At 66.5% G+C, this 14,493-nt stretch carries 16 protein-coding genes; 10 read left to right on the top strand and 6 right to left on the bottom strand.

Translation table 11 applies throughout. From position 1 onward, the window contains the following. The 4 genes from NP825_RS14205 to NP825_RS14190 all read left to right on the top strand — a co-directional run bounded on the left by NP825_RS14205 (position 1) and on the right by NP825_RS14190 (position 3,493). The gene (locus NP825_RS14205; protein WP_257544643.1) at positions 1 to 1,335 is read left to right on the top strand and encodes a PQQ-binding-like beta-propeller repeat protein; all 1,335 of its coding nucleotides are present in this window, start codon (positions 1 to 3) and stop codon (positions 1,333 to 1,335) included. A gap of 43 nt (positions 1,336 to 1,378) precedes the next feature. Further along, positions 1,379 to 2,755 (top strand): ribosome biogenesis GTPase Der, encoded by a 1,377-nt coding sequence (gene der, locus NP825_RS14200; protein ID WP_257544641.1) that lies wholly within the window; start codon positions 1,379 to 1,381, stop codon positions 2,753 to 2,755. Beyond that, entirely contained in the window at positions 2,745 to 2,972 is a 228-nt protein-coding gene (locus NP825_RS14195) for a sulfurtransferase TusA family protein (protein WP_257544639.1), read from the top strand. The genes der and NP825_RS14195 overlap by 11 nt, the downstream gene beginning before the upstream one ends. A gap of 116 nt (positions 2,973 to 3,088) precedes the next feature. Next, positions 3,089 to 3,493, top strand: a complete 405-nt coding sequence (locus NP825_RS14190; RefSeq protein WP_257544637.1) for an Hpt domain-containing protein — start codon at positions 3,089 to 3,091, stop codon at positions 3,491 to 3,493. Here NP825_RS14190 and NP825_RS14185 read toward each other — a convergent pair. Then, on the bottom strand, positions 3,487 to 4,746 hold the full coding sequence (locus tag NP825_RS14185; protein WP_257544635.1) for a DUF418 domain-containing protein: 1,260 nt from the start codon (positions 4,744 to 4,746) through the stop codon (positions 3,487 to 3,489). The genes NP825_RS14190 and NP825_RS14185 overlap by 7 nt on opposite strands. 134 nt (positions 4,747 to 4,880) lie before the next feature. On the opposite strand from NP825_RS14185, the gene NP825_RS14180 reads away from it, so the two are divergent. Continuing rightward, entirely contained in the window at positions 4,881 to 5,660 is a 780-nt protein-coding gene (locus NP825_RS14180) for a ubiquinone biosynthesis protein COQ4 (RefSeq protein ID WP_257544633.1), read from the top strand. A gap of 70 nt (positions 5,661 to 5,730) precedes the next feature. On the opposite strand, the gene NP825_RS14175 is transcribed toward NP825_RS14180, so the two are convergent. The 4 genes from NP825_RS14175 to NP825_RS14160 all read right to left on the bottom strand — a co-directional run bounded on the left by NP825_RS14175 (position 5,731) and on the right by NP825_RS14160 (position 9,966). Continuing rightward, the gene (locus NP825_RS14175) at positions 5,731 to 6,081 is read right to left on the bottom strand and encodes an endonuclease domain-containing protein (RefSeq protein WP_257544631.1); all 351 of its coding nucleotides are present in this window, start codon (positions 6,079 to 6,081) and stop codon (positions 5,731 to 5,733) included. A 69-nt stretch (positions 6,082 to 6,150) separates the two neighbouring features. Next, a complete protein-coding gene (locus NP825_RS14170; protein ID WP_257544629.1) occupies positions 6,151 to 6,885 on the bottom strand; it encodes a DUF72 domain-containing protein in 735 nt (244 codons plus the stop codon). A gap of 109 nt (positions 6,886 to 6,994) precedes the next feature. After that, a complete protein-coding gene (purL, locus tag NP825_RS14165) occupies positions 6,995 to 9,250 on the bottom strand; it encodes a phosphoribosylformylglycinamidine synthase subunit PurL (RefSeq protein ID WP_257544627.1) in 2,256 nt (751 codons plus the stop codon). Positions 9,251 to 9,300: 50 nt separating this feature from the next. Beyond that, positions 9,301 to 9,966, bottom strand: coding sequence for a hypothetical protein (locus NP825_RS14160; protein ID WP_257544625.1), 666 nt, complete (start codon positions 9,964 to 9,966; stop codon positions 9,301 to 9,303). Between the two features lie 83 nt (positions 9,967 to 10,049). Between NP825_RS14160 and NP825_RS14155 the strand changes: the two genes are divergently transcribed. The 5 genes from NP825_RS14155 to queA all read left to right on the top strand — a co-directional run bounded on the left by NP825_RS14155 (position 10,050) and on the right by queA (position 13,702). Continuing rightward, positions 10,050 to 10,313: an exodeoxyribonuclease VII small subunit gene (locus NP825_RS14155; protein WP_257544623.1), complete on the top strand. Its 264-nt coding sequence runs from the start codon at positions 10,050 to 10,052 to the stop codon at positions 10,311 to 10,313. A gap of 5 nt (positions 10,314 to 10,318) precedes the next feature. Then, complete coding sequence (locus tag NP825_RS14150; RefSeq protein WP_374046495.1) at positions 10,319 to 11,239, top strand: polyprenyl synthetase family protein; 921 nt, start codon at positions 10,319 to 10,321, stop codon at positions 11,237 to 11,239. Continuing rightward, on the top strand, positions 11,239 to 11,745 hold the full coding sequence (coaD, locus tag NP825_RS14145) for a pantetheine-phosphate adenylyltransferase (protein WP_257544621.1): 507 nt from the start codon (positions 11,239 to 11,241) through the stop codon (positions 11,743 to 11,745). The genes NP825_RS14150 and coaD overlap by 1 nt, the downstream gene beginning before the upstream one ends. 97 nt (positions 11,746 to 11,842) lie before the next feature. After that, on the top strand, positions 11,843 to 12,646 hold the full coding sequence (locus NP825_RS14140) for a peptidylprolyl isomerase (protein WP_257544618.1): 804 nt from the start codon (positions 11,843 to 11,845) through the stop codon (positions 12,644 to 12,646). Between the two features lie 24 nt (positions 12,647 to 12,670). Next, positions 12,671 to 13,702, top strand: a complete 1,032-nt coding sequence (queA, locus tag NP825_RS14135) for a tRNA preQ1(34) S-adenosylmethionine ribosyltransferase-isomerase QueA (protein ID WP_257544616.1) — start codon at positions 12,671 to 12,673, stop codon at positions 13,700 to 13,702. On the opposite strand, the gene NP825_RS14130 is transcribed toward queA, so the two are convergent. Then, on the bottom strand, positions 13,666 to 14,493 hold the full coding sequence (locus tag NP825_RS14130) for a class III extradiol ring-cleavage dioxygenase (RefSeq protein ID WP_257544614.1): 828 nt from the start codon (positions 14,491 to 14,493) through the stop codon (positions 13,666 to 13,668). The two genes, queA and NP825_RS14130, sit on opposite strands and share 37 nt — an antisense overlap.

Raw genomic sequence — 14,493 nt, 5'->3', positions numbered from 1 at the left:
ATGCGGAAACGCTATTTTGTGATGGGCGCGGCGCTGCTCGCCTTGCCGCTTGCCGGCTGCGGTGCATTCAAGGGCAACGGCGGACCAAAGACGCCGACGGTCGGCCAGCGCGTGTCGATTCTGTCGAACGACAACAGCATCAAGGTCGATCCGGCGATCGAGGCGGTCGCGGTCGTGCTGCCCGAACCGGCGGTCAACGCGAATTGGGCGCAGTCGGGCGGCAATGCGTCGAAATCGATGGGCCACCCCGCGCTCGCCGCCGCGCGCACCAAATTGTGGGAAGCGCATATCGCGGGCAGCACCAAGAAGCAGCGGCTCGCTTCCTCGCCGGTAATTGCCGACAACCGTTTGTTCGTCGTCGATACCGACGCGGTCGTCACCGCCTATGCGGCCGATACGGGCGCCAAGCTGTGGAGCGCGTCGATCGGCAGCACGGCGAAGGATTATCGCGATTCGCTGTTCGGCGGCGGTGCGGGGGTCGACGGCGATGTCGTCTATGCGACCAGTGGATCGGGCGATGTCGCGGCGCTCAACGTCGCCGACGGCAACGTGCTCTGGAAAGCGAAGCCCGCGGGGCCGCTGCGCGGCGCACCGACGATCGCCTTCGGCGGCGTCTATGTGATCAGCCAGGACAATCAGATTTTCGCGCTGAATCAGGCCAATGGCGCGGTTCAGTGGCAGGCGACCGCGTCGCTCGAACCGGGCAGCGTCTTCGGCGCCGCTTCGCCGGCGGCGGGACAGGGCACGATCGTCGCGGGCTTTTCGTCCGGGGAGGTTCAGGCCTATCGTTACGAGAATGGCCGTGACCTCTGGGAAGATGCGCTTGCGCGCACCTCGATGGCGCTGTCGGTCTCGACGCTGTCCGATGTCGACGCCGATCCGGTGATCGACCGCGGCCGCGTCTTCGCGCTCGGCCAGGGCGGCCGCATGGCGAGCTACGAGCTCCTCACCGGCCAGCGCACTTGGGAAATCTCGATCGCGGGCATCTCGACGCCCTATGTGGTCGGCGAGTGGGTCTATGCGATGACCGACGACGCCAAGCTGCTCTGCGTCGCGCGCGGCAGCGGAAAGGTGCGCTGGCTCCAGCAACTCGCGCGCTTCCGGGTCGAGACCGAAAAGAAGAAGAAGGATCCGATCCGCTGGACCGGGCCGATCCTGGCGGGCGGGCGGTTGATCGCGGTGAACAGCGAAGGCCAGCTCGTCGAATTTTCGCCGACCGACGGCTCGACCCTCGCGACGACGGAGTTCAAGACGTCGCTGTCGCAGGCGCCGGTGGTCGCGAACAATGTCTTGTATATTCTGGCAGACGACGGAACCATCACGGCCTGGCGCTGAGGCGTCCGGGCCGGGGTGGCCCGGATGAGATAGGAACCAAGCCATGGCGCGATCCGCGACGATCGCCATTGTCGGCCGGCCCAATGTCGGCAAATCGACGCTGTTCAACCGGCTCGTCGGCAAGCGCCTCGCGCTGGTCGACGACCAGCCGGGGGTGACGCGCGACCGGCGCGAGGGCGATGCGAAACTGCTCGGGCTCGAATTCCTGATCGTCGATACCGCGGGGTTCGAGGATCAGGACGCCGCGACGCTGCCCGGCCGGATGCGCGTCCAGACCGAGAAAGCGGTGCGCGAGGCCGACGCCGCGCTGTTCATGATCGACGCCCGCGCCGGGGTCACGCCGCTCGACGAGGAAATCGCGCGCTGGCTGCGCAGCGAAGACACGCCGATCATCCTCGTCGTCAACAAGGCCGAGGGGAAGCAGGGCGAAACCGGCCTGATGGAATCCTATGCGCTCGGCTTCGACAGTCCGATCGCGCTCAGCGCCGAGCATGGCGAGGGCGTGGTCGACCTGTTCGACGCGCTGCGCCCGATCGTCGAACCCTTCATGGAGGCTGCCGAGGATGCGGCCGACGCCGAAGCGGGCGACGAGGAACCGCTCGGCCCGCTCAAGCTCGCGATCGTCGGGCGGCCGAACGCCGGCAAGTCGACCCTTATCAACCGCATGATCGGTGAGGATCGGCTGATCACCGGGCCCGAGGCGGGGATCACCCGCGATTCGATCCGCGTCGACTGGCAATGGGAAAAGGACGGCGAGGTCCAGCCGATCCAGCTTTTCGACACCGCCGGGATGCGCAAGCGCGCGAAGGTGCAGGACAAGCTCGAGAAATTGTCGGTCGCCGACGCGATGCACGCGGTCGACTTTGCCGAAGTCGTCGTGCTGCTGCTCGACGCCACCAAGGGGCTCGAGGCGCAGGATCTGCGCATCGCCGACCGGGTGCTCGACGAAGGCCGCGCGCTGATCGTCGCGCTCAATAAATGGGACGTCGCCGAAGATCCCTCGTCGCTGTTCAACGGCGTGCGCGCGGCGCTCGACGATGGGCTGTCGCAGATCAAGGGCGTGCCCTTGCTCAGCATCTCGGGCGCGACGGGCAAGGGGATCGACACGCTGGTGCGCGTCGCTTTCGAGCAGCGCGAAATCTGGACCAATCGCGTTTCGACGGCGAAGCTCAATCGCTGGTTCGAGCGCGCGGTCGAGGCCAATCCGCCTCCGGCGCCCGGCGGCAAGCGGATCAAGCTGCGCTACATGACGCAGGCGCGGACGCGGCCGCCGACCTTCGTCGTCTTCGGCAGCCGCACCGATGCGCTTCCGGCGAGCTATCAGCGCTATCTGATGAACGGCATGCGCAAGGAACTGGGCTTTCAGGGCGTGCCGATCCGCCTCAATTTCCGCAACACGCGCAACCCCTATGACGAATAAGGCGCGCGCGGCGTCGGCGGCGCTCGTCGTCGATGCGCGCGGTATGCGCTGCCCGTGGCCGGCGCTACGGCTCGCGCGCGCGATGCGCGAGGCGGCGGACGTGCTATTGCTCGCCGACGATCCGCAGGCGTGGCGCGAAGTCGCCGCACTGGCGGGCGAGCGGGGCTGGACGCTGGCGGATGGAGCCGAAGGGGGCTGGCGCGTCCGCCGCGACTGACCCGATATGGGGCGGCTTTCGTCGCACCTCCGAGCCATCGTAACGGCTTTTTTACCGACTTCGGGCATGGCGGCAATCGGGACCAAGGACCGATTTGAACACCGAGGGACAGGGCATTGGACGAGATCCTGGTCGATTGGGATGAATTCCGCGCGACCCGCACCCAGTTGGGCGCGGCCTTCGTGCGCATTCTGGGCTATTTTCGCGAGGACGGCACCAAGTCGGTCGCCGCGATCGAAGAGGCGATGCGTGCCCGCGACGCGCGCGGGCTCGTGATGCCCGCGCACACGCTGAAGAGCGAGGCGCGTCAGTTCGGCGCCGAGCGGCTCGGCGCGCTGACCGAGGATATCGAGATGTTCGCGCGCCACTGCGTCGAAGCGCAGGTGAGCCCCGAGGAATATCTGCCACGCGTCGTCAATTTGCGCGCGCTGTTTGAGGAAACGCTTGCCGCCCTCGAACGCGAGGCGAACCCCCTCGTCCAGCGCAAGCCGGTGGGTTTCGGCCGCGCGGTCGGCTACTGAAGCGTCGGTCCTTTCCGCATCGGCTGCCTCGCGCCGCGCGCAAGGCTGCGCCATAGCCATTCGAGCGGGCCGTAGCGAAAGCGGTCGAGCCACGGTTTCGACCACAGCAGCATGACCGCCCACGCCGCGATCACGAACAGATAGAGCGGCGCACGCTCGACCCATCCGAACAGCCCCAGCCCATAGCCGTAGAAGATCGTCGTCATCACGATGCTGGTGCCGATGTAGTTGGAAAAGGCGGCCTGTCCCGCCGCCGCGACGCGCCCGATCCAGGGGGCGTCGGCGTGACGCCGGATCAGCAGGACGAGCAGCGCCGCATAACCGATCGTCATCATCAGGCGCCCCGGCTGCGCCCAGGTCAGGAATGTGGTGAGCGAAAAGAGATAATCGAATTCCGCCCGTTCCATCAGCCAGCAGACAAGCATGGTCAGCATCAATCCCGGTGGCAGCCATCGCCACGCGACGCGGCGATAAGCGTGCGCTTCCCACGCTCCGGTGAGGAAGCCGTTTCGGAACAGCGCCATGCCGATCATCATCAACGGCAGCGTTTCGAGCAGGTTGATCAGTACCATCGAAAACGGATCGGCGGCATCGTCCAGCCGGTGTCCGAGAATCGGGAAATAGCCGCTGCGATACAATATCAGTTCGCGCTGCACTTCGTCGTTGATCTTCGCATATTCGTCGCGGACGCTCTGCCCCGCCTCGATCAACGACGGCGGCGCGGCGGGATCGTCGATCGACGATGCGACGAAGAGCTGGCCGCCTAACAGCAAGGTCATCAGCAGCACGCCCAGCGTGAACAGCCCCACCGCCCATCGTATCAGACGTCGCGGTTCCCAGCCCCGGAACAGGAAGGCGATGCTGCCGACCGCGGCATAGAGGAACAATATGTCGCCCCACCAGATGAAGAAGAAATGGCAGAGACCGAAGATCGCGAGCCAGATCATGCGGCGATAATGCACCGATGCGGCGTTTTGCCCGGACTTTTCGGCGCGGTCGACGACGAGGAGCAGGCTCGCGCCGAACAGGATCGAAAAGAGCCCGCGCATCTTGCCGTCGATGAACAGGAAGGACAGCCCCCACGCCGCAACGTCCGCTGCCGTGTCGCCGCCATAGGCGCGCGGCGAGACATAGGCCATTTCAGGCATAGCGAAGGCGACGATATTCATCGCCAATATGCCCATCACCGCAAAGCCGCGCACGGCGTCGAGCGTGACCAGCCGTGCGCTTTCCGTTCTGCCGTCTTCGTTCATGAGGGGGTCTCGCTGTGCTGTATTATGCGCCTGTTACGGTGCGAGGGCAGGGGCGTCCAGCCCGTTAAGCTACTATTGACATATGTGTCAGTAATGCTATCTGCGTCCTATCAGATGATTCGCGAGAGAGCCCCATGACCCCGACCATCTTCTCCCATCCCGACCGTGTCCCCGCGAAGTTTCGCCCGCTGAAGGCGCTGTCGCACTTCCGCAAGCTGATCAAGGACAAGGAAGATACCGAACAGGTCTTTCACATCTTCGAGAATCTGCCGCGCAAGGGCTTCGTCGACGACGCGCGCGCCTTCGTCGAAAGCGACCTCGGTCAGCGCCTGATGGCTAGCGAACCCTATCTCCCCGACCTGCTCGACGATCATGGCTGGATCGACGAACTGCCCGAGGGCAGCGTCGGCCACGCCTATGTCACCTTCATGCGCCGCGAAGGCCTGTCGGCCGCGGGGCTCGTCGCCGAGAGCGAGAAGATGGGCCGGCCGCAGTTCGACGACCAGCTCCAATGGTATGCCAACCGCCTGCGCGACACGCATGACCTGTTCCACATCCTGACCGGCTATGGCCGCGACGCCCTCGGCGAACAATGCGTGCTCGGCTTCACTTATGGTCAGACGGGCAATTACGGCAATTTCTTCATCGCCTATGCTGGCGGCTATGAGCTCAAGCGCAGCGTCAAGGGCGACGCCCCGGTGATGGGCGCGATCCGCCAGGGGCAGCGCAACGGCAAGGTCGCCAAGGCGATCATCGAGCAGGACATCCGCTCGCTGCTCGCCGAACCGCTAGACGCCGCGCGTGCGCGATTGGGGATCGGCGAGCCGACGCTCTATCACGAAGCGCACCGCGCCTATCGCAACCGCGGCATCGACCCGTACAACTTCCTCGCGGCCAAGGCGGCGATGGCCTGAACCCCAAGATCCTCCCCTTGGCGAAGCCATGGGGAGGGGGACCGCTCGCGTAGCGAGTGGTGGAGGGGTTTTACCTCTCGGTGCAAATGCGAAGGATGCTGTCCGTGACTGCGGCTGGATCGGCGAGGACATCTTTCGCGGCGATGCGCAGCATCCTTATTCCTTGCGATTCGAGCCATCGGTCGCGCAGATCATCGCGTTCCAGGCGATTGCCCATGTCGTGAGCTTTGCCATCGACCTCGATCCCGAGCTTCAAGTCCAGCACGTAGAAATCGAGCACATATCGGCCGATCGGGTGCTGGCGCCTGAATTTGATGTAGCCGGGTTGCTTTCTCAGTATTTGCCACAACAGCACTTCGGGCAGCGACATTTTGCGGCGCAGCTTTCGGGCGTTCTTATAGGCGTGATTGTTTGCCGGCACGCTTGACCCCTCCACCACGCCCTTCGGGCGCGGTCCCCCTCCCCAACGCTTCGCGAAGGGGAGGATCTATCATAGTCGCGCGATCAGCGCCTGCGCGGCAGCCGGATTACGCACCTTCGCTCCCGCGATGAAGAAGATATAGACGTCGCGGTCTCCCTTCGCCCAGTCGCGGGCACGGCTCGCCCAATGGTCGAGCGCGGTGCTGTCATAGCCGGTGTCGACATCCTCGTGCGACCGCTGCAGCCGCGCATAGCTGAAGTTCGCCGTCTGCTCGTCGATGCACGGAAATTCGTCGCTGTCGGCATAGACCAGCGCCATGTTCCGGTCGCGCAGCAGGTCGATGAAGGCCTGATCGCGGAAACTTTCGTGCCGCACCTCGATCGCGTGGCGGAGCGGCAGGCCGTCCTGCGTGTCGGGGAGCAGGTCGAGGAAACCCGCGAAATCGTCGCGCTCGAATTTTTTCGTCGCCATGAACTGCCAGTGGATCGGCCCGAGCCGGTCGCCGAGCCGCGTCAGCCCCTGCGTGAGGAATTTCTCTATCGAGGGGGCGCCGTCAGCGAGCACCCGCCGGTTCGTCGTGAAGCGCGACGCCTTGACGCTGAATTTGAACCCGTCAGGCACTGCCGCCGCCCAACTCGCGAAACTCTCGGGCTTCTGGCTGCCATAATAAGTGCCGTTGATCTCGATGCCTGTCAGATGCTGGCCGGCATATTCGAGCTCGCGCTTCTGTGGATGCTTCGGCGGGTAGAAGGTTCCGCGCCACGGCTCGTAGTTCCAACCGCCGACTCCGACATGGATGCTCATGGGCTTGTCACCTCCGTGCCGAATAACGCTTCGTCATTGCGAGCGTAGCGAAGCAATCCAGAGAGACGTACACCGCTCTGGATTGCTTCGCTACGCTCGCAATGACAATTTACGCCAAAGCCGCGTCCGCCCCCATGAGCGCCGGGAAAAACCCCTCATGCGCCGCGCGCAGCTCGGCCAGCGTCACCTGATGGTCGCTGTCGGGCAGCTCGAAGACAATACGGTCCTTGATCGTGCGGCCGAGCGGGTCGACCGGCACGTCGGCGCGGTTCGCGGCGTCGAGGAAATCGGCCAGGCAGGTGTCGCACACGGTCACCAGATACAGCCCCTGATCCTCGCCGAAGAAGCTCTCGGCGATGCCGAACGGCTGTTCCTCGCTGACCAGCACGCCGATGTCCGACTTCAGCGCCATTTCGGCCAGCGTCACCGCGACGCCGCCGTCGGATACGTCGTGACAGGCGGTGATCCAGCCCGCATTGATCGCGTGGCGGATGAAGTCGCCGGTGCGCTTCTCGGCCTTCAGGTCGACGGGCGGCGGCGGGCCTTCCTCGCGGCCGAGGATCTCGCGCAGCCACACCGACTGGCCGAGATGGCCCATGCGCTCGCCGACCGCGAGCACGATGTCGCCGGTGCGCTTGAAGCCGATGCCGACCGCTTTCGACAGGTCGTCAATCACGCCGACGCCGCCGATCGCGGGGGTGGGCAGGATCGCGCTGCCACCGCCCGTCGCCTTGGACTCATTGTAGAGGCTGACGTTGCCCGACACGATCGGATAGTCGAGCGCGCGGCACGCCTGACCCATGCCGTCGAGGCAGCCGGTGATCTGGCCCATGATCTCGGGCCGCTGCGGGTTGGCGAAATTGAGGCAGTTGGTGATCGCGAGCGGGGTCGCGCCGACCGCGGTGATGTTGCGCCATGTTTCGGCGACCGCCTGCTTGCCGCCCTCAACCGGGTCGGCGTAGCAATAGCGCGGGGTGCAATCGGTGCTCATCGCGAGCGCGCGGTTGGTGCCGTGGATGCGGACGAGCGCCGCGTCGCCGCCGGTCTGCACCGTGTCGGCGCCGACCTGGCTGTCATACTGCTCCCAGATCCAGCGGCGGCTGGCGATGTCGGGGGTGCCCATCAGCGTCTTGAGGTCGGCGGCGACGTCCTTGGTTTCGGGCACGTTCGCCAGCGGCGCGGCCTTCGGTGTCGGGACGTGTGGGCGGTCGTAGAGCGGTGCATCATCGGCGAGCGGGGCGAGCGGGATGTCGCAGACGATCTCGCCCTTATGCTCCAGCACCATGCGGCCGGTGTCGGTGACGGTGCCGATGACCGCGAAGTCGAGTTCCCATTTGTGGAAGATCGCGGCGGCGAAATCCTCGCGGCCGGGCTTCAGGACCATCAGCATGCGTTCCTGCGATTCGGACAGCATCATCTCGTACGCCGTCATGCCGGTCTCGCGCTGCGGTACATCGTCCATCTTCAGGTGCAGCCCGACGCCGCCCTTCGATGCCATCTCGACCGACGAGGAGGTCAGGCCCGCGGCGCCCATGTCCTGGATCGCGACGATCGCGTCCGACGCCATCAGTTCGAGGCACGCCTCGATCAGCAATTTTTCGGTGAAGGGATCGCCGACCTGCACCGTCGGGCGCTTTTCCTCGGCATCCTCGCCGAAGTCGGCTGACGCCATCGTCGCGCCGTGGATGCCGTCGCGGCCGGTTTTCGATCCGACATAGACGATCGGATTGCCGACGCCGCTCGCGGCCGAATAGAAAATCCTGTCCTGCTCGGCGACGCCGACGGTCATCGCGTTGACGAGGATATTGCCGTCATAGGCCTTGTGGAAATTGACCTCGCCGCCGACCGTCGGCACGCCGACGCAATTGCCGTAGCCGCCGATGCCGTGGACGACGCCTGAGATGAGGTGCTTCATCTTCGGATGGTCGGGACGCCCGAAGCGCAGCGCGTTGAGGTTCGCGACCGGACGCGCGCCCATCGTGAACACGTCGCGAAGGATGCCGCCGACCCCGGTCGCCGCGCCCTGATAGGGTTCGATGTACGACGGGTGATTGTGGCTCTCCATCTTGAAGATGGCAGCGAGCTTCTTGCCGTCCGCACCTTCGCCGATGTCGATGACGCCGGCATTCTCGCCGGGGCCGCAGATCACCCAGGGGGCCTCGGTCGGCAGTTTCTTCAGATGGAGGCGCGAGCTTTTATAGCTGCAATGCTCGGACCACATGACCGAGAAGATGCCGAGCTCGACGAGGTTCGGCTCGCGCCCGAGCGCGGCGAGAACGCGCTCATATTCCTCGGGCGAGAGGCCGTGGTCGGCGACGATCTCGGGGGTGATGACGGAGGCGGGCGCGGCTGCTGTCTGAGTCATGGCGCGCCTTTAGCCGCGCGCGCGCGATAGGAACAGACCCTTGATGGCTTTTATGCCCGGGATGGGGCGATGATAGGCCGCCGGTTCGCGCCCGCCCACCATGCCATGCCCGCCAGCACGGCATAGGCGGCGAGCATCGTGGCCGGGATCGAGATCGAATAGACGGGCTCCTTCGATCCGAACCAGTCGATCGCCTGCACCAGCGCGAGCAGTCCGGCGAGCACCCAGAGCCGGATAGAACCCGAGGGCGCCGCAGTGCGCCGCGCATAATAAAGCAGCGCGCCGAAGGTCAGCAGGATTTCCAGCGGCATTTCGGCCAGCGGATGGTTCCAGAGGCCGAACCCGAGCTTCGGCGGCGCGCCGAACAGGGTGAGGTCGGGGATATGGACGATCAGGTCGAGAAACCAGTGCGAGAGAACGACGATCGCCGCGCCGATCGCGGCCTCGCGCCGCCTGGTGCCGAACCAGACGAGCAGGCCGAACGCCGCGGCCCAGAGTGCGGCACCGAGCAGGCTGTGCGTATAGGGCATGTGGTGAAGGTCCATCGGGTTCATCGCGGTGATGCCGGGGACGATCCGCATCGCCTCGACCCCCGGGATCAGCAGCGCGGCGAAACCGATATCGACGAGCTGCGCGGCGACGAACAGGGTGCCGAGCCCGGCCGCCCTCGGCCGCGTGGCCGCGATCAGGGCAGGGGCGAAATGGCCGATGAACATGCAGGCGATGCTATCGTAGCGGACGGCGGCGTCAAGCGTCACCGCACTTGACCGCGGGGGGCCGAAGGGGCCAAAGCAGACGCATGACGGACACCCCCGCACCGCAGATTACCGCCCCGATCGCTCCAATGTCGTTCGAGGCCGCGATGGGCGAGCTCGAAACCATCGTCCGCCGGCTCGAAAGCGGCGACGTCAGCCTCGAGGAATCGGTCGCGCTCTACGAACGCGGCCATGCGCTGCGCCAGCATTGCGAGGCGCGGCTCGCCGCGGCGCAGGCGCGGATCGAACAGGTCAGCCTGGGCGCCGACGGCCAGCCGGCGGGAACCACGCCCTTCGGCGAAAGCTGAGCCGGGTGGCTCTCGCCGACGGCGATACGACCCAGGCGGCGCATCTGCTGCCCGCCGCGCAGGAGGAGGTCGCTGCCGGGATCGACGCGCTGTTCGACCGGCTGCTCGCCATCCCCGCCGATCCGCGCGCGCGCCTTTACGAGGCGATGCGCCACGCCGCGATCGCGGGCGGCAAGCGGCTCCGCCCTTTGCTCGTCCGCGCGGCGGGTGATCTGTTCCACGTCGATCGCGCGTCCAGCCTGCGCGTCGGCGCGGCGGTCGAGGCGATGCACGTCTATTCGCTGATCCACGACGATCTGCCGTGCATGGACGATGACGACATGCGCCGCGGCAAGCCGACGGTTCACCGCGCCTATGACGAGGCGACCGCGGTGCTCGCGGGCGACTCGCTCCACGCGCTCGCCTTTGAATGGCTGTGCGACCCCGCGACGCACGGCGATCCGTTCGTGCGCGCCGAGCTCTGCTGCGAACTCGCGCGCGCTGCGGGACCGTCGGGGATGGCGGGCGGGCAGATGATGGACCTGGTCGCCGAGACCGCCGATTTCGACCTGCCGACCGTCACCCGGCTCCAGCAGCTCAAGACCGGCGCGCTGATCGGCTTTTCGGTCGAGGCGGGGGCGATCCTTGCGCGCGTTCCCGCCGAGGGCCGCCGCCCCCTGCGCGGCTATGCCCGCGACATCGGGCTCGCCTTCCAGATTGCCGACGACATATTGGACGTCGAGGGCGACGAGGCGCTGGCGGGCAAGGCGCTGCACAAGGATGACGCGGCGGGCAAGGCGACCTTCGTCACGCTGATGGGGCTCGACCGCGCGCGCGAACAGGCGCGGCTGCTCGTCGATCAGGCGATTGCGCATCTCGCCGGTTTCGGCGAAGAGGCGGCGCTGCTGCGCGCGATCGCGCGCTATGTGGTGGAAAGGGATCATTGATGCGGGTGGGGGTTTATCCGGGGACGTTCGATCCGATCACGCTCGGCCATATGGACATCATCCGGCGCGGGGCGAAGCTCGTCGACCGGCTGGTGATCGGGGTAACGACCAACATCACCAAATCGCCTTTGTTCGATGACGACGAGCGCATCGCCATGGTGCGGCGTGAAGTGGAAAGCATCGACGGCGACATCCGCGTCGTCGGTTTCAACTCGCTGCTGATGGATTTCGCCGAGCGCGAGGGCGCCACCGTCATCGTCCGCGGGCTACGCGCGGTCGCCGATTTCGAATATGAATATCAGATGGCGGGGATGAACCAGCAATTGAACGACCGGATCGAGACGGTGTTCCTGATGGCCGACGTCGGCTTGCAGCCGATCGCCTCACGCCTCGTCAAGGAAATCGCGATCTTCGGCGGCGACATCCGCAAGTTCGTGACCCCCGCGGTGCGCGATGCGGTGGTGTCGCGAATCGACGAACGCGGCCTTCGTCAGGGCGAAGCCTGATCCGGCGCGTCATCCCAATCATTGAGCGTTCAGCTTTTTCCCGCTAGGTCGCGGCCTGCGGGGCGCATATTCAGATTCGACAAGAGGCCGATCCAGCATGAAACTTTCCTTCCGCCCCCTGATCCTGACGGCGATGGCGATGGGCCTCGCGGCGTCGGCCGCCGCACAGGAGGTGCCTCCGGCCCCCGCGCCGCAGGGCAGCGAAGCCCCGCCGCCCGCGCCCGCGCCGGCCGAGCCCGCGCCGCCGGTCGAGACTCCGGCGCCTGCGCCCGCGGCGGACGAAGCGGCGCCTGCGGCCGAGGCCGCGCCCGCAGTCCCGGCGATGACCCCCGACCAATATATCGGCAATCCCGAATATATGCTCGACCTCGACCTTTCGACGGGCGGGCGCGTCGTCGTCCAGCTCTATCCCAATGTCGCGCCGAACCATGTCGAGCGGTTGAAGCAACTGACGCGCGCCGGTTTCTACAACGGGATCAAGTTCCACCGCGTGATCGACGGCTTCATGGCGCAGACGGGCGACCCGACCGCGACCGGGCAGGGCGGCTCGCAGCTTCCCGACCTCAAGGCCGAGTTCAACGATACGCCGCACCTGCGCGGAACGCTGTCGATGGCGCGCGCCGAAAATCCCGACAGCGCGAACAGCCAGTTCTTCATCATGCTCCAGCCGCGCTTCAGCCTCGACCATCGCTACACCGCCTTCGGTCGCGTCGTGTCGGGAATGCAATATGTCGACGCGGTGCATAAGGGCGAGCCGCCCGCGGTGATGTCGCGCATCGTCCAGATGTCGGTCGCCGCCGACAACAAGCCGATGCCGCCCGCCTCGGCGCTGGTCGAGGATCAGCCGGTGGCGCCGCCCGCGGTCTCGGTCGACGAGCTCAACGCCCCGATCAAGCAGTAAACGCCAAGGGACGCGCGAACAGCCATGCGCGTCGACGCCTTTGATTTCGATCTGCCGCCCGAGTGCATCGCGCTCCGCCCCGCGCGCCCGCGCGACGCGGCACGGATGCTCGTCGTCCAAGGGGACTCGATAAGCGACAGGGGCGTTCGCGACCTGCCTTCCCTTCTGCGCGCGGGCGACTGCCTCGTGTTCAACGATACTCGCGTCATCCCCGCGCAACTCGAAGGGAGACGCGGCGACGCCAGGATCGGCGCGACGCTCCACAAGCGCATCGACCTGCGGCGGTGGCAGGCCTTCATCCGCAACGCGAAGCGGCTGCGCCCCGGCGAGACGGTCGATTTCGGTTCGGGGGTCGCGGCGGTCGCCGAGCAGCGCCTCGCCGACGGCAGCTTCGTCCTCGCTTTCGCCGGCGACGAGCCGGTCGAACTGCTGCTCGAACGCGCGGGCACGATGCCGCTGCCGCCCTATATCGCGGGCAAGCGCGCGACCGACGACGCCGACCGCAGCGATTATCAGACGATGTTCGCCGAGAAGGACGGCGCCGTTGCGGCCCCCACGGCGGCGCTGCATTTCACCCCCGAACTTCTGGCCGCACTGGATGCGGCGGGGATCGCGACCGAGACGCTGACCCTGCACGTCGGCGCCGGCACCTTCCTGCCGGTGAAGGCCGACGATACCGACGATCATGTCATGCACGCCGAATGGGGCCGCATCGACGCTGCGACCGCCGACCGACTGAACGCGGTGCGCGCGAAGGGCGGGCGGGTAATCGCGGTTGGGACGACCAGCCTCCGCCTGCTGGAAAGCGCGGCGCAGGACGACGGCCGCATCGCCACGTTCGAGGGCGATACGTCGATCTTCATCACCCCCGGCTATCGCTTCAAGGCGATCGACGGGTTGATGACCAATTTCCACCTGCCGCGCTCCACCCTTTTCATGCTGGTCAGCGCGCTGATGGGGCTGGAGACGATGCAGGCCGCCTATGCCCACGCGATCGCGAGCGGCTATCGCTTCTACAGCTATGGCGATGCGAGCTTGCTGCTGCCGAAGGCGTAAGCGTCCATAGCGAGCACGGCATAGGTCACGCTGTCGTGGAGCCGCTCCGCCGCGAGGCCGTCCGCGTCCATGCCCGCGCCCATCGCGACGAACAGCGGCAGGATATGGTCGGGCGTCGGGTGATTGTCATGGCCGTGCGGTGCGCGTTCGACAGCGTGCAGAACGTCGTCGATCGCATCCGCGGCCAGGCGATCCGCGATCCAGTCGGCGAAGTCGCTCACCCATGCGGGTGCCGGGGCGTCGATCGGCGGGCGGGTGGTGAAATAGGCGCGGAGGTTATGCGTGATGCTCCCCGAACCGACGATCAGCACGCCCTCGTCGCGCAAGGGCGCGAGCGCCTGTCCGAGCGCATAATGCCATTCGGGCGAGGCGTTCGAGGCGATCGAAAGCTGGACGACCGGAATGTCGGCGGCGGGATAGATCAGCGACAGCGGCACCCAGGCGCCATGGTCGAGCCCGCGCTTGGGATCGGCGGTGACGGTCAGGCCTTGGCTGGCGACGAGCGCGATGACGCGTTCGGCCAGCGCCGGATCGCCCGGCGCGGGATAGCGCATCGCGAACAGCTCGTCGGGAAAGCCCCTGAAATCGTGGATGGTCGGCGGCGCGGGCGAGGCGGTGACGCTTGCGCGGACGCCTGCGAATGCCGCGTCGTGATGCGCCGACACGACGAGGATCGCGCGCGGCCGCGGCAGGTCGGCACCCAGCCCGGCGAGGAAGGTCCGCGCCGGGCTGGGCTCGAGCGCCATCATCGGCGAGCCGTGCGAAACGAAAAGGCTCGGGAGACGGCGCAT

The sequence above is a fragment of the Sphingopyxis sp. DBS4 genome (genome assembly GCF_024628865.1).
GTDB lineage: Bacteria > Pseudomonadota > Alphaproteobacteria > Sphingomonadales > Sphingomonadaceae > Sphingopyxis.
Note: the sequence above shows the minus strand (reverse complement) of the source record. Positions and strands in the feature narration are given on the sequence as shown.